Below are 22,136 nucleotides of genomic sequence, written 5' to 3'. Positions count from 1 at the left end.
GAAGGTATTCCTCGTTTTTTATTATTGCTTTTTTATTTTTCGGATTCGATATTGAAGGTTTTGTCTACTCATCCCAAGTGCATTCGCTGCTTTTGTAATATTGCCCTCATATAAATTTAAGACATTTTGCACATAATATGATTCGGCTTCGCGCAAATAAGCATCTAATGGCATGACATCGTGATTTTGATGGAACATAAAGAATTCTGGTTCACGGTTATTGGTATCTTGCTGCTGTACCTTGAAGCGGAAATGAAGCGGCAATAGATCGGAGGTAACCGTAGATTCTATCGTCATAAATGAAACAATTTCATCCAATAATAACTCGAGTTCCTTTAAATTGCCAGGCCAATCATATTGTAAGAATAATTCCTGTACATCTGGTGCTAGCTCTGTAACTTGTGAAGCAAATCGTTCTCGATGTCGGCTAAAATAATCATCCACAAATGGGAGAATATCTTCTTTTCGATCAGTTAAATTGGGAATCGTAATAGCCATCGTTGCAAAGAAATAATAAAGTGATTTGGACAGTTTTTTTTCAGCAATTAATGTAATCGGATCGCTACCTACACTGCCAATTAACATATACTTGGACTGCGGTAGAGATTGGAGTATATCTAATAGCTGTTCTTGAATGTCTAAGCTCAAAAAATCAATGCGCTCAAAGAAAAAGGTATAGTCTTTATCTTCTTCTAAAAGCTGATTTAATTTATCAAGCACCGATTGAGCTGAACGACGACTAACGAGTGTCATAAAGGCTTCAGGATCTGGTGAAGCTGCGTGGTGGATGCCTTCAGCTACTAAATCCTTGCCTGTCCCGGATTCCCCAATTAATAATACCGGTAATTTTACAGCCGCTGCTTTTTTAGCATTTTCGATGACTTGCTTCATTGCTTCAGATTTAGCTTTTATCATGTCAAACGTCAAAGGCTCATCATAACGACGAAGGGGTTGATAAACAAGCTTTTCCAATGATGTAATATCACGTGCAAATTCTATTGCACCAATTAGTTTTCCTTCTACAATAAGTGGAAAAGTATCATTAATGGTTGTAATTTCATGGCCATTTTTATTCCAATAGGTTTGTTTAACATTAATTTCTTTCTTTCCGGTTTGCAATACACGCATTAATGTACTTTCGTGCTGACGGAAGGAAAACATTTCAATAATCGAACGATCCGCAAGTTCATCAAAATGGAATCCTTCAATTTCTTTCATTTTTGTATTATAAATAATCGTCTTGCCGGATAGGTCTACTGCATGAATACCAACGGATACATTTGTTGCAATAAACTCATAAAAAGGTAGTAAAGGTTCAGAATTTTTCATAAAAATGTGCACCTCAAAAATTTTTTACTTGAAATATGCAACGAAATTTTGCATTATAATAAGTGTAAGAATATTTTATACGCAAAGATATTTTGCGTCAATGTTTTTTGCATACCCAAATACATCTCACAAGGGAGGATTAAGTATGATTCCATACAAACACGAACCATTCACAGATTTTTCACAAGAGGCAAACTACAATGCTTATGTAGAGGCTTTAAATAAAGTTGAAGGTTACTTAGGGCAAGACTACCCACTTATTATCGGTGGTGAGCGTATTACAACTGAAGATAAAATTGTTTCGTACAATCCTGCAAAGAAAACAGAAGTTATCGGCCGTGTGTCAAAAGCAAGCAAAGATTTAGCTGAAAAAGCGATGCAAGCAGCAGATGAAACATTCAAAACTTGGAAAAAGGTAGATCCAGCTATTCGTGCAGACGTTCTTTTCAAAGCAGCAGCTATTATTCGTCGTCGTAAACATGAATTCTCAGCATTATTAACAAAAGAAGCTGGGAAACCATGGGGTGAGGCAGATGCAGATACAGCAGAAGCAATCGACTTCTTAGAATACTATGGTCGCCAAATGCTACGCATTAAAAACGGTCAACCAGTAGAAAGCCGTCCAGGTGAATACAACCGCTATGACTATATTCCACTAGGAATCGGTATCGTCATCTCACCTTGGAACTTCCCATTTGCGATTATGGCTGGTACAACAGTGGCTGCTTTAGTAACAGGTAACACAGTATTACTAAAACCAGCTTCTACAACACCAGTAGTGGCATATAAATTTATCGAAGTATTAGAAGAAGCAGGTCTTCCAGCAGGAGCTGTTAACTTTGTACCAGGTTCTGGTGCAGAAGTGGGCGACTACTTAGTGGATCACCCAAAAACTCGTTTCATCAGCTTCACAGGTTCACGTGATGTTGGTTTACGTATTAACCAACGAGCGTCTGTCCTAAATGATGGTCAAATTTGGATCAAACGCGTTATCGCTGAAATGGGCGGTAAAGATACAATCGTTGTCGATAAAGAAGCAGATCTTGAATTAGCTGCACAATCGATCGTGAAATCAGCATTTGGTTTCTCAGGTCAAAAATGTTCAGCATGTTCTCGTGCTGTTATCGTAGAAGATGTGTATGACCAAGTAGTGAACCGTGTAGAAGAGTTAACAAACGCACTAACAGTTGGAGATCCAACAGATTTCAGCAACTTCATGGCAACGGTTATTGACCAAGCAGCATTCAATAAAATTACGGAATACATCGAAATCGGTAAAGGCGAAGGTCGTCTAGTAGCTGGTGGTACAGCAGATGATTCAGTAGGCTACTTCGTACAACCAACTGTATTTGCGGACGTAGAGCCTTCTGCACGCATTATGAAAGAAGAAATCTTCGGACCAGTAGTAGCGATTGCAAAAGCAAAGGATTTCGATCATGCGATTGAAATTGCGAACGATACAGAATACGGTTTAACAGGTGCTGTCATTACGACAAACCGCATGAACTTAGAAAAAGCACGTGAAGAATTCCATGTTGGCAACCTTTACTTCAACCGTGGCTGTACAGGTGCGATTGTTGGCTACCAACCATTTGGTGGCTTCAACATGTCAGGTACAGACTCAAAAGCTGGTGGCCCAGACTACCTACAACTTCACATGCAAGCAAAAACAACTTCTGAAATGCTTTAATTTTACATGGACGTTAGGGCTATTTAATAAGTAGTAATTGAAGCATTGTGACAGAATTTGTGAAACTTCTCCAGGTAATATTGCCTCTCGCTATACCATAGACACTTATGAGGTAGTTACTTGGGGGGAGTTTGCAAATTTAGCGTTTTAATTGTTACTAAATTAATTAGTTACTTACCGAAATACATAGTCCTTTCTTCCATAGATTTTTTATCATCATTTAGTAAGGAGAGAATAGAATATGACAAAAACTCAACAAGTTATTGAACAAACACAAAATTATGGTGCAGCAAACTATCATCCACTGCCGATCGTAATTTCAGAGGCTGAGGGTGCTTGGGTTAAAGATCCAGAAGGCAACAAATATTTAGATATGTTATCAGCTTATTCAGCTGTAAACCAAGGACACCGTCACCCAAAAATTATCGCTGCTTTAAAAGAGCAAGCTGATAAAGTAACATTAACTTCACGTGCATTCTACAGCGAAAACCTTGGTGAATGGTATGAGCTAGTAGGAAAGTTAACAAATAAAGAAATGGTATTACCAATGAATACAGGTGCTGAAGCAGTAGAGACTGCTTTTAAAGCAGCTCGTCGTTGGGCATATGATGTAAAAGGCGTAGAAGAAGGCAAGGCAGAAGTTATTGCATGTAATGGTAACTTCCATGGTCGTACAATGCTTGCTGTATCTCTTTCTTCTGATGAGGAATATCGTCGTGGATTCGGTCCAATGTTACCAAACGTTAAATTAGTAGACTACGGTAATCTTGAAGCATTAAAAGCGGCTATTACACCAAACACAGCAGCATTCTTAATTGAACCAATTCAAGGTGAAGCTGGTATTGTCATTCCAACAGAGGGCTTCCTAAAAGCAGCTCGCGAACTTTGCCGTGAAAACAACGTATTATTCATTGCTGACGAAATCCAAGCAGGTTTAGCACGTACTGGTAAAATGTTTGCTTGTGATTGGGAAGAAGTAGAACCAGATATGTACATCTTAGGTAAAGCACTAGGCGGCGGTGTATTCCCAATTTCTTGTGTAGCTGCAAACCGTAACATTTTAGGTGTATTTAATCCAGGTTCACACGGATCAACTTTCGGTGGAAATCCTTTAGCTTGTGCAGTTTCAATTGCATCTATTAAAGTATTATTAGATGAAAAATTAGCTGAACGTTCACATGATCTTGGTGAATACTTCAAAGGTAAGTTAAAAGAAATTAACAACCCAGTTATTAAAGAAGTACGTGGTCGTGGTTTATTCATTGGTATGGAATTAACAGAGGCAGCTCGTCCATACTGTGAAAAACTAAAAGAATTAGGTTTATTATGTAAAGAAACACATGATACAGTTATTCGTTTTGCTCCACCACTTGTTATTTCACAAGAGGATTTAGATTGGTCAATCGAACAAATTGAAAAAGTATTTAAACTTTAACAAAATGTTCACATTTTAATTCGGAAGTATGTTACAATGATGCCGATATACTATCATTAAATAAAACAAAGAGGCGATTTAATAATGTCTGAAAACTTAAATCTTTTCACATCAACACAAGATGTCATTCAAGATGCTCTAAACAAACTTGGCTATGATGAAGCAATGTATGAATTACTAAAAGAACCGCTTCGCATGCTCCAAGTACGTATCCCGGTGAAAATGGATGATGGTACAACAAAAGTATTCACAGGTTACCGTGCACAACATAACGATGCTGTAGGACCAACTAAAGGTGGAGTTCGTTTCCACCCACAAGTGTCTGAGGAGGAAGTTAAAGCGCTTTCAATGTGGATGACATTGAAGTGTGGTATTGTCGATCTACCATATGGCGGTGGTAAAGGCGGTGTCATCTGTGACCCTCGTCAAATGTCTATGGGCGAAATCGAGCGTTTAAGCCGCGGTTACGTTCGTGCTGTAAGTCAAATCGTAGGACCAACAAAAGACATTCCTGCACCAGATGTATTTACAAATGCACAAATTATGGCATGGATGATGGATGAGTATAGCCGTATGGATGAATTTAACTCACCAGGCTTTATCACAGGTAAGCCATTAGTTCTTGGTGGTTCACAAGGTCGTGACCGTGCGACTGCACAAGGTGTTACAATTGTAATCGAAGAAGCAGCGAAAAAACGTGGTATTGATATTAAAGGTGCGCGAGTTGTTATTCAAGGATTTGGTAACGCAGGTAGCTTCCTTGCGAAATTTATGCATGATTTAGGTGCAAAGGTAATCGGTATTTCAGATGCTTATGGTGCACTTCATGATCCAGAAGGTTTAGATATCGACTACTTATTAGATCGTCGTGATAGCTTTGGTACTGTAACAACTTTATTTGAAAACACGATTTCAAATAAAGAATTATTAGAACTTGATTGTGATATTTTAGTGCCTGCTGCGATTGAGAACCAAATTACTGCTGACAATGCACACAATATTAAAGCTGATATCGTAGTAGAAGCAGCAAATGGACCAACAACTGCTGAAGCAACTAAAATCCTGACAGAACGTGGCATTTTACTTGTGCCAGACGTATTAGCATCTGCTGGTGGTGTTACAGTTTCTTACTTCGAATGGGTACAAAATAACCAAGGTTATTATTGGACAGAAGAAGAGGTTGAAGAACGTCTATACAAAAAAATGGTAGAAGCATTTGATAATGTTTATACAACAGCTACAACACGTAACATTAACATGCGCTTAGCTGCTTATATGGTAGGTGTTCGCCGCACTGCAGAAGCTTCACGCTTCCGTGGATGGGTTTAAAATAAGTTCAATCTAAAACGAGTTTCTCCTATTGTAATGGGAGGACTCGTTTTTTTATATTTACATGAATGGGAAGCTAAGAGGCATTCAATTAAACAGATGTACTAAATTCTTTAATAAATTAAAGAGACCGTCCAAACCGAAACTAATTAACAGAGTTGTGCTATACTGCACCAAACGTTATCTTTGCTTTCTTTAATATAAATATGAGAAAATCCAACTAGAAAGGGGCGAATTAAATGGATTCATTTACATTTTTTAACCCAGTGAAACTGCATTTTGGTGAAGATGCGCTGGAAAAGTTACCAAAGGAATTAGAGCAGTATGGAAAAAAAGTATTGGTTGTATATGGTGGTGGTAGCATCAAGACAAATGGTGTTTACGACGCTGTTATCGACAAATTACAACAAGCAGATAAAACAATTTTTGAATTAAGTGGGGTAGAACCTAATCCTCGTGTGGAAACAGCTAGACGTGGTATTGAAATTTGTAAAACAGAAGGAATCGACTTAGTTCTTGCGGTTGGTGGTGGTTCTGTAATTGATTGTTCCAAATTAATTGTTGCTGGTGCAAAATATGATGGAGACGCATGGGATATCGTTAAACGTAAGGTTTTGGTGGAACAAGCTCTACCATTAGGAACCGTGTTAACATTGGCTGCTACAGGCTCTGAAATGAACTCTGGATCGGTTATTACTAACGCTGCTACTGAAGAAAAATTAGGCTGGGGTAGCCCTGCGGCATTCCCGAAATTTTCAATATTAAATCCTGCGTATACGGTGAGTGTACCTAAAAATCATACGGTTTATGGAATCGTTGATATGATGTCACATATATTCGAACAGTACTTCCATAATACAACGAATACACCAATCACTGATGAAATGTGTGAGGGGGTATTACGGACGGTTATTAAGACAGCACCTAAATTATTAGAGGATCTAGAAAATACACAGTTACGTGAAACGATTCTATTAGCAGGAACAATTGGATTAAATGGATTCTTATCAATCGGTTCTCGTGGAGACTGGGCATCTCATAATATCGAGCATGCTGTATCGGCGGTTTATGATATTCCGCATGCAGGTGGTTTAGCTATTCTTCAGCCGCATTGGATGCGTTTAAGTGTACCAGTGAATCCTGAACGCTTTGCGGGTATAGCAACACGAGTATTCGGAGTGGATGCAACAGATAAAACGGTAGAAGAGGTTGCTTATGAAGGGATTGATCGCTTGTCAGCATTTTGGTCATCGTTAGGGGCACCGAATCGTTTAGCTGATTATAATATCGATGATTCGAAATTCCAACAGATTGTAGAGCATGCTATGCATAATGGTCCTTTTGGAAACTTCCATCAGTTACAAGAAAAAGATGTACGAACAATTTTACAAAATTCTCTTTAAGATAATGATTGAGTGTGAGGCTGTGTAGTTAGCCTCACACTTTTTTGTTAAAAGTTAAGAAAAATTAGTCAGCTGAATAGTTTGTATAGGACTTTAAGAAAGTCTCTACACCATTTTTTTGATAACGGTGAACCCATTCAGTCACACCGATATCTTTCGCAATTTCAAGCATGGTTTCATATCCATTTAAATATCGTTGAACTGCTTGAATACGTTGTTCAACACTTACTTTTCCCATAAAAAAACCCGTAAAAGTTAGATTGATGTCTAACTTTTACGGGGCTGTTTAAAACAAGGCAATTGGCTTGTTAGCTTTTAGTTTTAATGGTCAGGTCTTTCACCAAGATGTATCCAGCTAGCTTTTCCGTCATCTTCATCAAATAAAATGGCGACCTTTGATACACCCTTCTGACTTAATATAACTTCTGTTAAATGATCTCGAACATCGTCTAAAAATGCTAAGGATAGTTTAGGGTCAGCTTCTGCCACTAATTCAACATGTAAAAACTCCCCTTCTTTAATAACTTCAAGGCGTACAATATCTTTAATATTTGGATCATCCATTACAAGGTGGGCGATATGATTTAACATTTCTTCATCTGTCTCACCGATTACACCACGAGCATTGTCCAAGAATACTTTACCAACAACATAAAACATCATGGCCCCAATAATCATCGAAACAAGACCTTCTATTCTAGTCCAACCTGTAAAATGAGCGATTACAATAGCAATGAAGGCCAAAATATTTCCGCTTGTAGCGACTAAATCTTCCATAAAAACTAATTTAGTCGCAGGTTTTGCACGATTTAAATAATTGAAAGCTTTTGGAATAGTTGTAATACCTGCTTTTTCCTGCCCAGCTTCATGTAATACTTCTACAGCGGCTTTTGCAAGTACTGTTCCTTCTAAAACAATACCTATGAATAATACTCCAAGAGCAATGAGTACCCCGCTCGATTCTCCAGTAGGATGGATAAAATGATGCCATCCTTCCTTGATTGTTTCATAGGAAAGAATTGCTACGATAATAACTGCAAATAAGCATACTAAATTGACAATACGACCGAAGCCACTAGGGAATTTTTTTGTAGGTGCTTTTTTAGATAGAGCGGAACCAATATACACGAACAATTGGTTTGCTGCATCTCCAAGTGAATGCATCATTTCTGCGAACATAGCTACATTACCTGTTAAGAAAAAGGCAATGCCTTTAATAATACCTAAAAAGGCATTGACACAAGCCGCCATCAGGGAAGGTTTGTTGCCATCCTTTAGTAGTTTAAATAATTCTCCCATAAAAAATCCTCCAACTAGTTTAAAATTTCCATTTCGATTTTTTCAATATATGATAATGTTCGTAATGAACGGTAAAACGACAGTAAATTATCAGAGACAATTAAGGACAAACGTAAATCCAACTCATGTAAAACAGTATCATTTTTTAAAGGTACATCTTTAATACGGATATTTTCGATGATGATATTGTTGTTTTTAAGGAATAGCAGAAAGGATTCCGTATGTTTATCATCATCTATTTGAACTTTTAATAAAATCTCTCTCATGCGAATACGTTTTGGTCCAATTTTCATTAGGAAAGGGGAGAGAATTTCAATTCCGAATACAATAATAATCACAGCTAACGTGGCATCCATATAAAAACCAGCGCCTACAGCGATTCCAATGCCGGCAGCTCCCCATATCATGGCTGCAGTTGTTAAACCAGAAATGCTATCATTACCACGTCTTAAAATTACGCCTGCTCCTAGAAATCCAATACCACTGACAATTTGAGCAGCTAAGCGAAGGGGATCCATTGTAATATTAATATCTTCTCTAGAAGGGGTGGAGTAAGCTGTTTCAATGGAAATAATGGTTAGCAAACAGCTGAATGTTGCTATGACTAAACTGGTCTTTAATCCAACTGGTTTCTTCTTTAATTCCCTTTCAATTCCGATTACTAAACTTAATGTGGCTGCTAAAACTAATTTTATGCCAACTTCATATGTAATCATATTTTCCAATAATGTTCCCATACACAACCCTCCATAGATATTTCGCATTGCTAAGAGATATGCAAGCAGTCATTATTATATGTGCATTACTTTTTTGTATTGTACAACATGGAAGGGAGGAAATATATGTGTTTTATTTTATAGAAATCTAAAATTCATCTATACATCCATATCGTAATTGGTATCACAATGATTAAAGGTCGATTATTTATGTAAAACATGCATCTGAGGAAGTTGAGAGCGTTGCATTTTCTCATATGCTCTTTTCTAATTTAATTATGGCACCATTGTTTTTAGAGGAATGAACAATGGAGTTATTGATATGAAGCGAGCGAAATAGGTGTTTCTTTAGGTTGTAGGAATTATTTTAGGCTGTTTTTTTACATATTTTCAAAAAACAATCGGAATAGAGCGTACTAATGGTACTAGTCCTAGACATGGTGCATAAAATCAAGACGTGCCAGCCAAGATTAAAATAGATTCATGACAATTAGCTATGGGAATATTTAATTAGAAATGATAATGGAAGATGAAACAAGTAGCGTGCTTGCTACAAGAATTGATGATGGATATGCCGAGGTTCCTATATAAATTACATTTCCAAAAACTATATTTTATTCACATAAAATGGTATAATAAATGGGTAACTAGATAGAGGTTTCATGGGCGGTAAGCATACATTCTTCACCCGTTCTTCAGGTATCTGGAGGGGAAGGAGGTGTTGCTAATGACAACTTACGAGGCAATGTCCTTAATGATCAGTTTTAGCGGATTGATCGTTTCGGTAATCGTTCTGTCATTTACTTTTTCTCAGAAAAAAAAGTAAACCGCCCCTGCCCTCCAAGCATGTGAGTGGTTTACTCCTTCATTATGCAAATCGCCTTTGAAGCGATTCGTCGGTTACATGACCATTTGGTGGTGACACACCAAGTGGTCCTTTTTTTATATCCATCTTCATGAAAAATTATAACATGCATTCTTAAATTACTCAAATTAATTGGAAATGAGTACAATTCTAAATTTCAAAGGACACAAGGAATAAGAGAAAAACTTTAAGTGATATAAAAAGTATGTTTTGTTTTCCCTATTTAGATATGTCGAAACTCAGATTAAAGATAACCATTGATTTTTTAGTTGTAATCTGGGGATGCGCTCGTCACCTGTGCACTTGTTACATCTTATTGTATAATAGGATGGGATATACGTAGAGATGATCGTTTGTTACTAATATAATAGTTGTCTATGTTGGTAGTATGATCAATTTATTTATCTATAAAATCTAAAAGACGCACAGAAGGACCGTATAATGGATGGGTTATGTTTTTTATTAATAGCGTTAATACTTAACTTATTTGGTCACCTTTTGTTTAATTGGCTATGGTTCTAAACCTGTTGGTACTGTTATTTAAATGGTTGGATATTCTTTTAGTAGGAAGCATTCTATTTCCTTGCTATCAATATAAAAAAGATTTTTAACTTTTTTTAAGAAAATGCTTGATTTTTAAAATGCTATATTATATATTATTACTTGTCCTTAACAAGAAGAAACGCTTTGAAATTTTAAAAACAAAAAAGTTGTTGACTTCCTGTTATAAATAAGTTATCATAATGAAGTCGCTGAAAACGACTAAGATAATTATGAACCTTGAAAACTGAACATGCAAAACGTAATCAATAAAGTTTTAAGTAGCTAGCCTAGCTAGTGAACGAAACAAAATTTTGGACATCAAAATGATGCCAGCAAAACAATTTGAGCTAATCAAATTTCTTTTATGGAGAGTTTGATCATGGCTCAGATTGAACGCTGGCGGCAGGCCTAACACATGCAAGTCGAGCGAACAGAGAAGGAGCTTGCTCCTTTGACGTTAGCGGCGGACGGGTGAGTAACACGTGGGCAACCTACCTTATAGTTTGGGATAACTCCGGGAAACCGGGGCTAATACCGAATAATCTGTTTCACCTCATGGTGAAATATTGAAAGACGGTTTCGGCTGTCGCTATAGGATGGGCCCGCGGCGCATTAGCTAGTAGGTGGGGTAACGGCTCACCTAGGCGACGATCCCTAGCTGGTCTGAGAGGATGACCAGCCACACTGGAACTGAGACACGGTCCAGACTCCTACGGGAGGCAGCAGTGGGGAATATTGCACAATGGGCGCAAGCCTGATGCAGCCATGCCGCGTGTATGAAGAAGGATTTCGGTTCGTAAAACTCTGTTGTAAGGGAAGAACAAGTACAGTAGTAACTGGCTGTACCTTGACGGTACCTTATTAGAAAGCCACGGCTAACTCCGTGCCAGCAGCCGCGGTAATACGGAGGGTGCAAGCGTTAATCGGAATTACTGGGCGTAAAGCGCACGCAGGCGGTCTGTCAAGTCGGATGTGAAATCCCCGGGCTCAACCTGGGAACTGCATTCGAAACTGGCAGGCTAGAGTCTTGTAGAGGGGGGTAGAATTCCAGGTGTAGCGGTGAAATGCGTAGAGATCTGGAGGAATACCGGTGGCGAAGGCGGCCCCCTGGACAAAGACTGACGCTCAGGTGCGAAAGCGTGGGGAGCAAACAGGATTAGATACCCTGGTAGTCCACGCCGTAAACGATGAGTGCTAAGTGTTAGGGGGTTTCCGCCCCTTAGTGCTGCAGCTAACGCATTAAGCACTCCGCCTGGGGAGTACGGCCGCAAGGTTAAAACTCAAATGAATTGACGGGGGCCCGCACAAGCGGTGGAGCATGTGGTTTAATTCGATGCAACGCGAAGAACCTTACCTACTCTTGACATCCCGTTGACCACTGTAGAGATATGGTTTCCCCTTCGGGGGCAACGGTGACAGGTGCTGCATGGCTGTCGTCAGCTCGTGTTGTGAAATGTTGGGTTAAGTCCCGCAACGAGCGCAACCCTTATCCTTTGTTGCCAGCGGTTAGGCCGGGAACTCAAAGGAGACTGCCAGTGATAAACTGGAGGAAGGTGGGGATGACGTCAAGTCATCATGGCCCTTACGAGTAGGGCTACACACGTGCTACAATGGCGCATACAAAGAGAAGCGACCTCGCGAGAGCAAGCGGACCTCATAAAGTGCGTCGTAGTCCGGATTGGAGTCTGCAACTCGACTCCATGAAGTCGGAATCGCTAGTAATCGTAGATCAGAATGCTACGGTGAATACGTTCCCGGGCCTTGTACACACCGCCCGTCACACCATGAGAGTTTGTAACACCCGAAGTCGGTGAGGTAACCTTTTGGAGCCAGCCGCCGAAGGTGGGATAGATGATTGGGGTGAAGTCGTAACAAGGTAACCGTAGGGGAACCTGCGGTTGGATCACCTCCTTTCTAAGGATATTTTCGGAATACAAACCTTGGGTTTGTAAGATTACGTTTTGCGTTCAGTTTTGAAGGTTCATTCTTTCTGAATGAAATACTTCAAAACTTGTTCTTTGAAAACTGGATAAAACGACATTGAAATTGTAACAAACACATTTATTTTTTTAAGTTTTTTATAGGCTTAATAACATGATAAGGTTTTCAGACACGAGCAGTTCTAGGAAGCAATCGAGTAAATGAAGGAGCGTACTTCAGTACGTGACTGATTGAACGAGTGAGGCTGACAACGAAATGTGAAGTGTATGGAAAGCTGATAGGTTAAGTTATTAAGGGCGCACGGCGAATGCCTTGGCACTAGGAGCCGAAGAAGGACGGCACTAACACCGATATGCTTCGGGGAGCTGTAAGTGAGCTTTGATCCGGAGATTTCCGAATGGGGGAACCCACTACGTTTAATCGCGTAGTATCTTGACGTGAATACATAGCGTCTTGAAGGCAGACCCAGGGAACTGAAACATCTAAGTACCTGGAGGAAGAGAAAGAAAAATCGATTCCCTGAGTAGCGGCGAGCGAAACGGGAAGAGCCCAAACCAAGAGGCTTGCCTCTTGGGGTTGTAGGACACTCAATACGGAGTTACAAAAGAGCGAGTTAGATGAAGCGACTTGGAAAGGTCCGCCAGAGCAGGTAAAAGCCCTGTAGTCGAAAGTTCGTTCTCTCCTGAGTGGATCCTGAGTACGGCGGAACACGTGAAATTCCGTCGGAATCCGGGAGGACCATCTCCCAAGGCTAAATACTACCTAGTGACCGATAGTGAACCAGTACCGTGAGGGAAAGGTGAAAAGCACCCCGGAAGGGGAGTGAAAGAGATCCTGAAACCGTGTGCCTACAAGTAGTTAGAGCCCGTTAATGGGTGATAGCGTGCCTTTTGTAGAATGAACCGGCGAGTTACGATTACGTGCGAGGTTAAGCTTTAGAAGGCGGAGCCGCAGCGAAAGCGAGTCTGAATAGGGCGAAATAGTACGTGGTCGTAGACCCGAAACCAGGTGATCTACCCATGTCCAGGGTGAAGGTAAGGTAACACTTACTGGAGGCCCGAACCCACGCACGTTGAAAAGTGCGGGGATGAGGTGTGGGTAGCGGAGAAATTCCAATCGAACTTGGAGATAGCTGGTTCTCTCCGAAATAGCTTTAGGGCTAGCCTCGTGATGAGAATACTGGAGGTAGAGCACTGTTTGGACTAGGGGGCCATCCCGGTTTACCGAATTCAGACAAACTCCGAATGCCAGATATTTATACACGGGAGTCAGACTGCGAGTGATAAGATCCGTAGTCAAAAGGGAAACAGCCCAGACCACCAGCTAAGGTCCCAAAGTAATCGTTAAGTGGAAAAGGATGTGGCGTTGCACAGACAACCAGGATGTTGGCTTAGAAGCAGCCATCATTTAAAGAGTGCGTAATAGCTCACTGGTCGAGTGACACTGCGCCGAAAATGTATCGGGGCTAAACGATTCACCGAAGCTGTGGATTGACATCTACGATGTCAGTGGTAGGAGAGCGTTCTAAGTGCGTTGAAGTCAGACCGGAAGGACTGGTGGAGCGCTTAGAAGTGAGAATGCCGGTATGAGTAGCGAAAGACGGGTGAGAATCCCGTCCACCGTATGACTAAGGTTTCCTGAGGAAGGCTCGTCCGCTCAGGGTTAGTCGGGACCTAAGCCGAGGCCGATAGGCGTAGGCGATGGACAACAGGTTGATATTCCTGTACCACCTCCTCACCGTTTGAGAAATGGGGGGACGCAGTAGGATAGGGTAAGCGCGCTGTTGGTTATGCGCGTCCAAGCAGTAAGGCGTGTGTGTAGGCAAATCCGCACACTGTAACGTTGAGCTGTGATGGCGAGTCCGTATGGACGAAGTTCCTGATTTCACACTGCCAAGAAAAGCCTCTATCGAGGTGAGAGGTGCCCGTACCGCAAACCGACACAGGTAGTCGAGGAGAGAATCCTAAGGTGTGCGAGAGAACTCTCGTTAAGGAACTCGGCAAAATGACCCCGTAACTTCGGGAGAAGGGGTGCTCTTGAGCGTGCAAGCGCATGAGAGCCGCAGTGAATAGGCCCAGGCGACTGTTTAGCAAAAACACAGGTCTCTGCAAAACCGTAAGGTGACGTATAGGGGCTGACGCCTGCCCGGTGCTGGAAGGTTAAGAGGAGTGGTTAGCGCAAGCGAAGCTGCGAATTGAAGCCCCAGTAAACGGCGGCCGTAACTATAACGGTCCTAAGGTAGCGAAATTCCTTGTCGGGTAAGTTCCGACCCGCACGAAAGGCGTAACGATCTGGGCACTGTCTCAACGAGAGACTCGGTGAAATTATAGTACCTGTGAAGATGCAGGTTACCCGCGACAGGACGGAAAGACCCCGTGGAGCTTTACTGTAGCCTGATATTGAATTTTGGTACAACTTGTACAGGATAGGTAGGAGCCAGAGATCTCGGAGCGCCAGCTTCGAAGGAGGCGTCGGTGGGATACTACCCTGGTTGTATTGAAATTCTAACCCATGCCCCTTAGCGGGGCAGGAGACAGTGTCAGGCGGACAGTTTGACTGGGGCGGTCGCCTCCTAAAAGGTAACGGAGGCGCCCAAAGGTTCCCTCAGAATGGTTGGAAATCATTCGTAGAGTGTAAAGGCACAAGGGAGCTTGACTGCGAGACCTACAAGTCGAGCAGGGTCGAAAGACGGGCTTAGTGATCCGGTGGTTCCGCATGGAAGGGCCATCGCTCAACGGATAAAAGCTACCCCGGGGATAACAGGCTTATCTCCCCCAAGAGTCCACATCGACGGGGAGGTTTGGCACCTCGATGTCGGCTCATCGCATCCTGGGGCTGTAGTCGGTCCCAAGGGTTGGGCTGTTCGCCCATTAAAGCGGTACGCGAGCTGGGTTCAGAACGTCGTGAGACAGTTCGGTCCCTATCCGTCGTGGGCGTAGGAAATTTGAGAGGAGCTGTCCTTAGTACGAGAGGACCGGGATGGACACACCGCTGGTGTACCAGTTGTCTTGCCAAAGGCATCGCTGGGTAGCTATGTGTGGACGGGATAAGTGCTGAAAGCATCTAAGCATGAAGCCCCCCTCAAGATGAGATTTCCCATTACGCAAGTAAGTAAGATCCCTCAAAGACGATGAGGTAGATAGGTTCGAGGTGGAAGTGTGGTGACACATGGAGCTGACGAATACTAATCGATCGAGGACTTAACCAAAAAGTTTGAAGCATTCAATGAACCGTTTATCCAGTTTTGAAAGAATAATTTCTTTTATAAAGGGTTTCAAGATACGAGTAGTTCGAGGAAGCAATGGAGAGAGGGAAGGAGCGTACTCAAGTACGTGACTGACTGAACGACAGAAGCTGACGAAGAAATGCGATGTATATTGAAAGCCGAACATAGTCTAGTGATGATGGCAAAGAGGTCACACCCGTTCCCATACCGAACACGGAAGTTAAGCTCTTTAGCGCCGATGGTAGTTGGGGGCTTCCCCCTGTGAGAGTAGGACGTCGCTAGGCATAATACCCAGGAGGATTAGCTCAGCTGGGAGAGCATCTGCCTTACAAGCAGAGGGTCGGCGGTTCGAGCCCGTCATCCTCCACCATTCGCCGGTTTAGCTCAGCAGGTAGAGCAACTGACTTGTAATCAGTAGGTCGTGGGTTCGATTCCTATAGCCGGCACCATTTTTTGAGCCATTAGCTCAGTTGGTAGAGCATCTGACTTTTAATCAGAGGGTCGAAGGTTCGAGTCCTTCATGGCTCACCATTTAAGTACCAACCATATTAAGCGGGTGTGGCGGAATTGGCAGACGCACTAGACTTAGGATCTAGCGCCGCAAGGCGTGGGGGTTCGACTCCCTTCACCCGCACCATTTTTCAATATGCCAGATAAAAAAACTTATGCACATGCGGAAGTAGTTCAGTGGTAGAACACCACCTTGCCAAGGTGGGGGTCGCGAGTTCGAACCTCGTCTTCCGCTCCAAATGTGCCGGGGTGGCGGAACTGGCAGACGCACAGGACTTAAAATCCTGCGGTAGGTGACTACCGTACCGGTTCGATTCCGGTCCTCGGCACCATTTTATATGCGCCCGTAGCTCAATTGGATAGAGCGTCTGACTACGGATCAGAAGGTTATGGGTTCGACTCCTGTCGGGCGCGCCATAAGAACAACGGGAAGTAGCTCAGCTTGGTAGAGCACTTGGTTTGGGACCAAGGGGTCGCAGGTTCGAATCCTGTCTTCCCGACCATTTCCAAAAAATATTATGGGGCCTTAGCTCAGCTGGGAGAGCGCCTGCCTTGCACGCAGGAGGTCAGCGGTTCGATCCCGCTAGGCTCCACCATAGTAAAATAACCAGTATAAAGATCCTGGCGGCGTAGCTCAGCTGGCTAGAGCGTACGGTTCATACCCGTAAGGTCGGGGGTTCGATCCCCTCTGCCGCCATCTTAAAGGACCTTTAGCTCAGTTGGTTAGAGCAGACGGCTCATAACCGTCCGGTCGCAGGTTCGAGTCCTGCAAGGTCCACCATTTATATATTGTTACGGAGGTATACCCAAGTCTGGCTGAAGGGATCGGTCTTGAAAACCGACAGGCGGGTAACACCGCGCGGGGGTTCGAATCCCTCTACCTCCTCCAGTTTCTATGAATGAATGGTGCTTTAAAAACTCGAAAAGACAATATGATTATCGCGGGGTGGAGCAGTGGTAGCTCGTCGGGCTCATAACCCGAAGGTCGTTGGTTCAAATCCGGCCCCCGCAACCAAATGGTCCCGTGGTGTAGCGGTTAACATGCCTGCCTGTCACGCAGGAGATCGCCGGTTCGATCCCGGTCGGGACCGCCATTATTTATTGATAGACGTGATAAGCAAAGAGTGAGCAAGCTTAGCATGGACGAAATGGGTCAGTAGCTCAGTTGGTAGAGCATTAGATTGAAGCTCTAAGTGTCGGCGGTTCGATTCCGTCCTGACCCACCATTTATGCGGGTGTAGTTTAATGGTAAAACCTCAGCCTTCCAAGCTGATGTCGTGAGTTCGATTCTCATCACCCGCTCCAAGGGCCTATAGCTCAGCTGGTTAGAGCGCACGCCTGATAAGCGTGAGGTCGATGGTTCGAGTCCATTTAGGCCCATTATTATTCCGAAGTAGCTCAGTTGGTAGTAGCACCTGACTGTTAATCAGGTTGTCGCAGGTTCGAGTCCTGCCTTCGGAGCCATTTTTTTATGGGGAAGTACTCAAGAGGCTGAAGAGGCGCCCCTGCTAAGGGTGTAGGTCGGGTAACCGGCGCGAGGGTTCAAATCCCTCCTTCTCCGCCATTGGCCCGTTGGTCAAGTGGTTAAGACACCGCCCTTTCACGGCGGTAACACGGGTTCGAATCCCGTACGGGTCATATAAAAAACAGTAGATGCACTAGCGTCTACTGTTTTTTTATAGAAAAATAATGTTAGATAATCGATTTACTCTTGATTCATTGCATGTTCATCCATATAAACTACTTCCCAAATATGTCCATCTAAATCTTGAAAACCCCAGCCATACATAAATCCATGATCTTGTGGATCACTATAAGGTTTTCCCCCGGAGGCAAGTGCCTTATTTACTAGCTGATCTACTTGCTCGCGATTATCTGCAGATAGACATAAAATTGCTTCTGCAGAAACAGTAGTATCCGTAATTTTCTTGTTAGTAAATCCTTTGAAACGATCTTCGACCATTAGTAAAGCAAAAATATTCTCACTAATAATCATTGAGGCAGTCGTTTCGTCACTGAATTGTTGATTGAACTCAAAACCTAACTTCTGAAAAAACGACGTGGATTTGTTTAAATTTTTTACTGGTAAATTAATGAAAATATTTTTTGATTGAAAAGACATTTCTTATCACCTCCAAATCGACATTATCATAAAGAATAAATTGCTGTCAATTTCAGGAGGTAACCTGGATACTTAATTCTATACAAGTAAAAAGCAGAAATATTGTTATTTTACAACATCAACATCTCTGCTTTAATATCCTGATTTATCTTCTTGCTAACATTCTTTCCAACGAACTAAGAGCTTCCTTGCTAGTATGATCATCAACTTGTATACGGTTATGCGGTTGACCGTGATCAATACTTTCAAGGCACCACAGCAAATGGGGAAGATCAATGCGATTCATCGTTAAGCAAGGACAAAAGTTTTCATTTAAAGAGATAATTTGCTTATCTGGATGCTGCTTTATAATACGATTGACCAGATTCATTTCTGTCCCTATTGCCCATGCAGACCCACTAGGTGCTTGATTAATTGTATCAATAATGTACTTAGTTGAGCCAGCATCATCAGCCGCGTCTACAACCTCTCGACTACATTCAGGATGAACAATAATTCTCATGGATGGATATTCCTTACGAACAGTCTCCGTATGTTGAACTGTAAACCCTTCATGCACAGAGCAATGCCCCTTCCATAGAATAACTTGGATGTTTTCAATAGGTTGTTTAGTCTCAAGTATATTCTTATGTGGATTCCAAACCGCCATATTTTCGAGCGGAACACCTAAGTCATAAGCAGTATTTCTTCCTAAATGTTGGTCAGGTAAAAAGAAGATACGCTGTTTTTGTGTAAATGCCCACTGAACAAGCTCCTTAGCATTAGATGATGTTACACAAGCACCTCCATGTCTTCCTGTAAAGGCTTTAATAGCTGCTGTTGAATTAACATAGGTAAGTGGGATGATCGTATCGCCAAAGAGCTGCTGCAAAATTGGCCATGCTTGTTCAGTTTGATAGATATCTGCCATATCAGCCATCGAACAACCTGCACGCATATCTGGTAAATATACATGTTGCCGTTTTGATGTTAGCATATCAGCAGTTTCAGCCATAAAATGCACGCCACAAAATACAATGTGCTCTGCCTCTTTGTTTGCGGCAGATAACTGAGCCAGCTGTAGGGAATCTCCTGTTGCATCAGCAAATTGTATAACTTCATCTTTTTGATAGTGATGTCCCGGAATAAAAAGCTTGGATCCTAATTTTTTTTTGATTGATAAAATACGTGATTCCATTTCCGTTATCGATAATGCACGATAATGCTCAGGAAGTAACGTCGTCTGTTGTAATAAGCTAGTGATGGACAATGGAATGGCCTCCTTTCATTTGGACGAGGGCGCTAATGTCAAAGGCTTTGACTGAATGGGTTAGAGTACCAAGTGAAATCCATTGTACACCGGCTTGAGCATAGGCCCTTATATTTTCAAGTGTAATGCCTCCTGATGCTTCAGTCGTTATAGAAGAAGGAACAGCAGGCAGCCATGCACGTATTTCCTCAGGACTTCGATTATCAAACATTATAATATCTGCTCCAGCTAAAATGGCTTCATCTAGCTGTTTTTTCGTTTCAATTTCTACTTCAATTTTAACGGTATGACCAACTTTCTCTCTAGCAGCCTGAATGGCTTTTGTGATGCTACCAGCAAAAGCAATATGATTATCCTTTAGCATGATTGCATCATATAGACCATTGCGATGGTTAAAAGCACCACCAGTTCTAACAGCATATTTATCAAGCATACGCAAACCCGGTATTGTTTTACGCGTATCACATATTTTTGTGTTCGTTCCTGCAATTTCCTGGACGGCTAGGTGAGCAGCCGTAGCTATCGCAGACATACGTTGTATAAGATTTAAAATCACACGTTCTCCCATTAGTAATTTTTGTAAGGGACCATCTATAATGGCAATGACATCACCAACCTCTATGGATTCTCCATCTTTTTTAGGAAGGTTGACTTCTATAGACCGATCTAATAAGAGGAAGCCGTGCTCAATAATAGATGCCCCACAAAAAATGCCACTTTCTTTGGCATAAAATGAAAAGGTTCCTTGCTGTTTAGGAGAAAAAATATATTCACTCGATAAATCCCCATCACCTATATCCTCATTAAAAAATTGCTTGAGCATTTCCTCGAGTTTGATGATATTCATACAATGAATTCCTCACTTTCATTTGTCCTTGCGAAAAAATTATCCATCGATTTGCCCATTGTGCTTCCATTGTTGGGTTATCGCTACGAATGTGTGCTCCACGTGTTTCAGTTCTTGTAATGGCTGCATGGGTTATTAGTGTGGCGACAACATGCATCATATATAGTTCCAGCTCAATCTGTTGCAAACCCTTTAAATTTGCATGGAGAAGTGCGTGTATAGAGGGTAATTGCTGGAGGGAATATTGCAAGTCGTCACCGTTTCTAACGATGCCTAAGTACTGCATCATGTGTTGTTGTAATTGTTGTTTGCTAAATAATAACGGCATTGAATCGACATTTTTATCGTTAGCAAGTAAGAAATCTTTTTGGCTACAGCCTTGTTGAATAATGAAATATGCCATTCTTTGACCAAAAGTAATTCCTTCCAATAGGGAGTTACTGGCTAAACGATTAGCGCCATGGACCCCCGTACAGGCCACTTCGCCGATAGCATACAAGTTGGCTATAGTGGTCCTTCCTTTGTCATCAGCAATAATACCGCCCATTAAAAAATGACTTCCTGGTGAAACGGGAATCAGGCCTTCTTGTAAGTCAACATGGTTATTACGGCAAAGCTGTGTGATTGATGGAAATTTAACATCAAAATTTTGGATAGAGGAAATATCAAGGAATGTTTCCTCACCAGCAGCCCGTTTCTTAAATAATGCGAGTGCTGTAATATGTCTTGGTGCTAAGTCTAGTTGTGCATGTATGCCCTTCATAATTGGACGACGTTGTGCATCGACAAAGATACCGCCAGCACCACGTACTGCTTCAGAAATCAATCCTTTTGCCTCATTTTCACACCAAAGTAGGCTTGGATGAAACTGTATAAATTCCATATCACTAATTGCAGCGCCTGCTCGAAAGGCTAAAGCAATACCATCACCAGTATTTGTTGGATCATTAGATGTACTTGAATAAAGTGCTCCAGCACCACCTGTCGCTAAAATAACATGATGAGCAAAGTAGCGTTTAGTGCCTTCTCTTCCTTTTGTGAGTACACCTATACAGTCACCATTTTTATTCAGTAAAAGCTCATAGGCCATTTCATAGCAATTTATCTTCGTGTTAGGTGAAAGTTTATGAAGCAAGTAATCTATGAAAATTTGACCAGTACGATCACCACCTGCATGTAGAATACGATGATGACTATGTGCACCCTCTAGACCTAGAGCAGGAGCTCCATTGTTATGCCGATCAATAGGAAAACCAGCTTTAAGGTAATTGCGCATTATTTTTGTGCCTTCTTCTATGAGTGTTTGAACATGTCTACTTTCATGATGAAACTCTCCAGCCTTCAATGTATCCGCAACATGGCAATCAATATGGTCCTCCTCACTTATCACAGCAGCAATGCCACCCTGGGCACGATAAGAACTACTTGTATGGACGGATGATTTTGTAACTATTTGTATTTTAAAATGTTCTTCAAGCAATAGAGCAGCCTGAAGTGCTGCAATACCACTGCCAATTATCAGGACGTCTGTCTTTACATCCATAGTTATACCTTCTTTACAGTTGTCTTGACAACTATCTTTACATAAAATAAAAAAGAAAACAAGACCTGTTGAACGAGAGAGGAAGAATA

13 protein-coding genes, 20 tRNA genes and 3 rRNA genes are annotated in these 22,136 nt (G+C 41.9%); 28 read left to right on the top strand and 8 right to left on the bottom strand.

Features of this window, described 5'->3' with window-relative positions; genetic code table 11:
* Nucleotides 1–21: 21 nt before the first annotated feature.
* Nucleotides 22–1,329 (bottom strand): sigma-54-dependent Fis family transcriptional regulator, encoded by a 1,308-nt coding sequence (locus tag ACE1MS_RS17730; protein WP_012292395.1) that lies wholly within the window; start codon nt 1,327–1,329, stop codon nt 22–24.
* A 145-nt stretch (nt 1,330–1,474) separates the two neighbouring features.
* On the opposite strand from ACE1MS_RS17730, the gene pruA reads away from it, so the two are divergent.
* From pruA to ACE1MS_RS17710, 4 genes are all read left to right on the top strand, one after another.
* Complete coding sequence (gene pruA, locus ACE1MS_RS17725; protein WP_447402516.1) at nt 1,475–3,019, top strand: L-glutamate gamma-semialdehyde dehydrogenase; 1,545 nt, start codon at nt 1,475–1,477, stop codon at nt 3,017–3,019.
* 241 nt (nt 3,020–3,260) lie between these two features.
* The gene (locus tag ACE1MS_RS17720; RefSeq protein WP_012292397.1) at nt 3,261–4,454 is read left to right on the top strand and encodes an ornithine--oxo-acid transaminase; all 1,194 of its coding nucleotides are present in this window, start codon (nt 3,261–3,263) and stop codon (nt 4,452–4,454) included.
* A gap of 84 nt (nt 4,455–4,538) precedes the next feature.
* Entirely contained in the window at nt 4,539–5,783 is a 1,245-nt protein-coding gene (locus ACE1MS_RS17715; RefSeq protein WP_012292398.1) for a Glu/Leu/Phe/Val family dehydrogenase, read from the top strand.
* A gap of 239 nt (nt 5,784–6,022) precedes the next feature.
* Nucleotides 6,023–7,186 (top strand): iron-containing alcohol dehydrogenase, encoded by a 1,164-nt coding sequence (locus ACE1MS_RS17710; protein ID WP_012292399.1) that lies wholly within the window; start codon nt 6,023–6,025, stop codon nt 7,184–7,186.
* A 64-nt stretch (nt 7,187–7,250) separates the two neighbouring features.
* Here the strand turns inward: ACE1MS_RS17710 and ACE1MS_RS17705 are convergent, their stop codons facing one another.
* The 3 genes from ACE1MS_RS17705 to ACE1MS_RS17695 all read right to left on the bottom strand — a co-directional run bounded on the left by ACE1MS_RS17705 (nt 7,251) and on the right by ACE1MS_RS17695 (nt 9,222).
* Nucleotides 7,251–7,424 carry a helix-turn-helix domain-containing protein gene (locus ACE1MS_RS17705; protein WP_200990617.1) on the bottom strand — a complete coding sequence of 58 codons (174 nt, stop codon included), beginning with the start codon at nt 7,422–7,424 and terminating at the stop codon, nt 7,251–7,253.
* 83 nt (nt 7,425–7,507) lie between these two features.
* Nucleotides 7,508–8,485, bottom strand: coding sequence for a cation diffusion facilitator family transporter (locus ACE1MS_RS17700; protein ID WP_012292401.1), 978 nt, complete (start codon nt 8,483–8,485; stop codon nt 7,508–7,510).
* Nucleotides 8,486–8,499: 14 nt separating this feature from the next.
* The gene (locus ACE1MS_RS17695; protein ID WP_012292402.1) at nt 8,500–9,222 is read right to left on the bottom strand and encodes an MgtC/SapB family protein; all 723 of its coding nucleotides are present in this window, start codon (nt 9,220–9,222) and stop codon (nt 8,500–8,502) included.
* Nucleotides 9,223–9,928: 706 nt separating this feature from the next.
* Here ACE1MS_RS17695 and ACE1MS_RS17690 point away from each other — a divergent pair.
* From ACE1MS_RS17690 to ACE1MS_RS17575, 24 genes are all read left to right on the top strand, one after another.
* On the top strand, nt 9,929–10,027 hold the full coding sequence (locus ACE1MS_RS17690) for a putative holin-like toxin (RefSeq protein WP_220273102.1): 99 nt from the start codon (nt 9,929–9,931) through the stop codon (nt 10,025–10,027).
* Between the two features lie 943 nt (nt 10,028–10,970).
* Nucleotides 10,971–12,523: ribosomal RNA gene (locus ACE1MS_RS17685) — 16S ribosomal RNA — on the top strand.
* 307 nt (nt 12,524–12,830) lie between these two features.
* Nucleotides 12,831–15,758 (top strand): 23S ribosomal RNA (locus ACE1MS_RS17680).
* 186 nt (nt 15,759–15,944) lie between these two features.
* A 5S ribosomal RNA gene (gene rrf, locus ACE1MS_RS17675) occupies nt 15,945–16,060 on the top strand.
* The 16S, 23S and 5S rRNA genes sit together here with 20 tRNA genes alongside, the layout of an rRNA operon.
* Before the next feature lie 10 nt (nt 16,061–16,070).
* Nucleotides 16,071–16,146 (top strand) — tRNA-Val (locus ACE1MS_RS17670).
* 3 nt (nt 16,147–16,149) lie between these two features.
* A tRNA-Thr gene (locus ACE1MS_RS17665) sits at nt 16,150–16,225 on the top strand.
* A gap of 6 nt (nt 16,226–16,231) precedes the next feature.
* Nucleotides 16,232–16,307, top strand: a tRNA-Lys gene (locus ACE1MS_RS17660).
* Between the two features lie 21 nt (nt 16,308–16,328).
* Nucleotides 16,329–16,413 (top strand) — tRNA-Leu (locus ACE1MS_RS17655).
* 36 nt (nt 16,414–16,449) lie between these two features.
* A tRNA-Gly gene (locus ACE1MS_RS17650) sits at nt 16,450–16,524 on the top strand.
* 5 nt (nt 16,525–16,529) lie between these two features.
* A tRNA-Leu gene (locus tag ACE1MS_RS17645) sits at nt 16,530–16,618 on the top strand.
* A gap of 8 nt (nt 16,619–16,626) precedes the next feature.
* Nucleotides 16,627–16,703 (top strand) — tRNA-Arg (locus ACE1MS_RS17640).
* A 9-nt stretch (nt 16,704–16,712) separates the two neighbouring features.
* Nucleotides 16,713–16,789 (top strand) — tRNA-Pro (locus tag ACE1MS_RS17635).
* Between the two features lie 17 nt (nt 16,790–16,806).
* Nucleotides 16,807–16,882, top strand: a tRNA-Ala gene (locus tag ACE1MS_RS17630).
* A 27-nt stretch (nt 16,883–16,909) separates the two neighbouring features.
* Nucleotides 16,910–16,983: transfer RNA gene (locus ACE1MS_RS17625), tRNA-Met, on the top strand.
* A 7-nt stretch (nt 16,984–16,990) separates the two neighbouring features.
* Nucleotides 16,991–17,067 (top strand) — tRNA-Ile (locus tag ACE1MS_RS17620).
* A 15-nt stretch (nt 17,068–17,082) separates the two neighbouring features.
* Nucleotides 17,083–17,175 (top strand) — tRNA-Ser (locus ACE1MS_RS17615).
* A 51-nt stretch (nt 17,176–17,226) separates the two neighbouring features.
* A tRNA-Met gene (locus tag ACE1MS_RS17610) sits at nt 17,227–17,301 on the top strand.
* 3 nt (nt 17,302–17,304) lie between these two features.
* Nucleotides 17,305–17,380 (top strand) — tRNA-Asp (locus ACE1MS_RS17605).
* A 56-nt stretch (nt 17,381–17,436) separates the two neighbouring features.
* Nucleotides 17,437–17,512 (top strand) — tRNA-Phe (locus tag ACE1MS_RS17600).
* Between the two features lie 5 nt (nt 17,513–17,517).
* A tRNA-Gly gene (locus tag ACE1MS_RS17595) sits at nt 17,518–17,591 on the top strand.
* A gap of 1 nt (nt 17,592) precedes the next feature.
* Nucleotides 17,593–17,666 (top strand) — tRNA-Ile (locus ACE1MS_RS17590).
* Nucleotides 17,667–17,673: 7 nt separating this feature from the next.
* A tRNA-Asn gene (locus ACE1MS_RS17585) sits at nt 17,674–17,750 on the top strand.
* Nucleotides 17,751–17,759: 9 nt separating this feature from the next.
* A tRNA-Ser gene (locus tag ACE1MS_RS17580) sits at nt 17,760–17,850 on the top strand.
* A gap of 2 nt (nt 17,851–17,852) precedes the next feature.
* Nucleotides 17,853–17,924 (top strand) — tRNA-Glu (locus ACE1MS_RS17575).
* A 67-nt stretch (nt 17,925–17,991) separates the two neighbouring features.
* Here the strand turns inward: ACE1MS_RS17575 and ACE1MS_RS17570 are convergent.
* From ACE1MS_RS17570 to nadB, 4 genes are all read right to left on the bottom strand, one after another.
* Nucleotides 17,992–18,408, bottom strand: coding sequence for a VOC family protein (locus ACE1MS_RS17570; RefSeq protein ID WP_031416472.1), 417 nt, complete (start codon nt 18,406–18,408; stop codon nt 17,992–17,994).
* A gap of 145 nt (nt 18,409–18,553) precedes the next feature.
* Nucleotides 18,554–19,657, bottom strand: coding sequence for a quinolinate synthase NadA (gene nadA, locus ACE1MS_RS17565; protein WP_200990616.1), 1,104 nt, complete (start codon nt 19,655–19,657; stop codon nt 18,554–18,556).
* Entirely contained in the window at nt 19,644–20,504 is an 861-nt protein-coding gene (gene nadC, locus ACE1MS_RS17560) for a carboxylating nicotinate-nucleotide diphosphorylase (protein ID WP_012295777.1), read from the bottom strand. The genes nadA and nadC overlap by 14 nt, the downstream gene beginning before the upstream one ends.
* Complete coding sequence (gene nadB / locus ACE1MS_RS17555; RefSeq protein ID WP_031416468.1) at nt 20,461–22,047, bottom strand: L-aspartate oxidase; 1,587 nt, start codon at nt 22,045–22,047, stop codon at nt 20,461–20,463. Before nadB ends, nadC begins: the two co-directional genes overlap by 44 nt.
* Nucleotides 22,048–22,136 lie beyond the last annotated feature (89 nt).

The organism is Lysinibacillus sp. fkY74-1, assembly GCF_053165895.1.
The sequence above is the reverse complement of the archived record's forward strand: the minus strand, read 5'-3'. Positions and strand labels throughout refer to the sequence as shown.

Coding starts and splice junctions, on each gene's coding strand:
- ACE1MS_RS17695 (WP_012292402.1), bottom strand. CDS start 9,222: ATGGGAACATTATTGGAAAATATGATTACATATGAAGTTGGCATAAAA.
- ACE1MS_RS17700 (WP_012292401.1), bottom strand. CDS start 8,485: ATGGGAGAATTATTTAAACTACTAAAGGATGGCAACAAACCTTCCCTG.
- nadB (WP_031416468.1), bottom strand. CDS start 22,047: ATGGATGTAAAGACAGACGTCCTGATAATTGGCAGTGGTATTGCAGCA.
- ACE1MS_RS17710 (WP_012292399.1), top strand. CDS start 6,023: ATGGATTCATTTACATTTTTTAACCCAGTGAAACTGCATTTTGGTGAA.
- ACE1MS_RS17715 (WP_012292398.1), top strand. CDS start 4,539: ATGTCTGAAAACTTAAATCTTTTCACATCAACACAAGATGTCATTCAA.
- ACE1MS_RS17720 (WP_012292397.1), top strand. CDS start 3,261: ATGACAAAAACTCAACAAGTTATTGAACAAACACAAAATTATGGTGCA.
- pruA (WP_447402516.1), top strand. CDS start 1,475: ATGATTCCATACAAACACGAACCATTCACAGATTTTTCACAAGAGGCA.
- nadC (WP_012295777.1), bottom strand. CDS start 20,504: ATGAATATCATCAAACTCGAGGAAATGCTCAAGCAATTTTTTAATGAG.
- ACE1MS_RS17570 (WP_031416472.1), bottom strand. CDS start 18,408: ATGTCTTTTCAATCAAAAAATATTTTCATTAATTTACCAGTAAAAAAT.
- ACE1MS_RS17690 (WP_220273102.1), top strand. CDS start 9,929: ATGACAACTTACGAGGCAATGTCCTTAATGATCAGTTTTAGCGGATTG.
- ACE1MS_RS17730 (WP_012292395.1), bottom strand. CDS start 1,329: ATGAAAAATTCTGAACCTTTACTACCTTTTTATGAGTTTATTGCAACA.
- ACE1MS_RS17705 (WP_200990617.1), bottom strand. CDS start 7,424: ATGGGAAAAGTAAGTGTTGAACAACGTATTCAAGCAGTTCAACGATAT.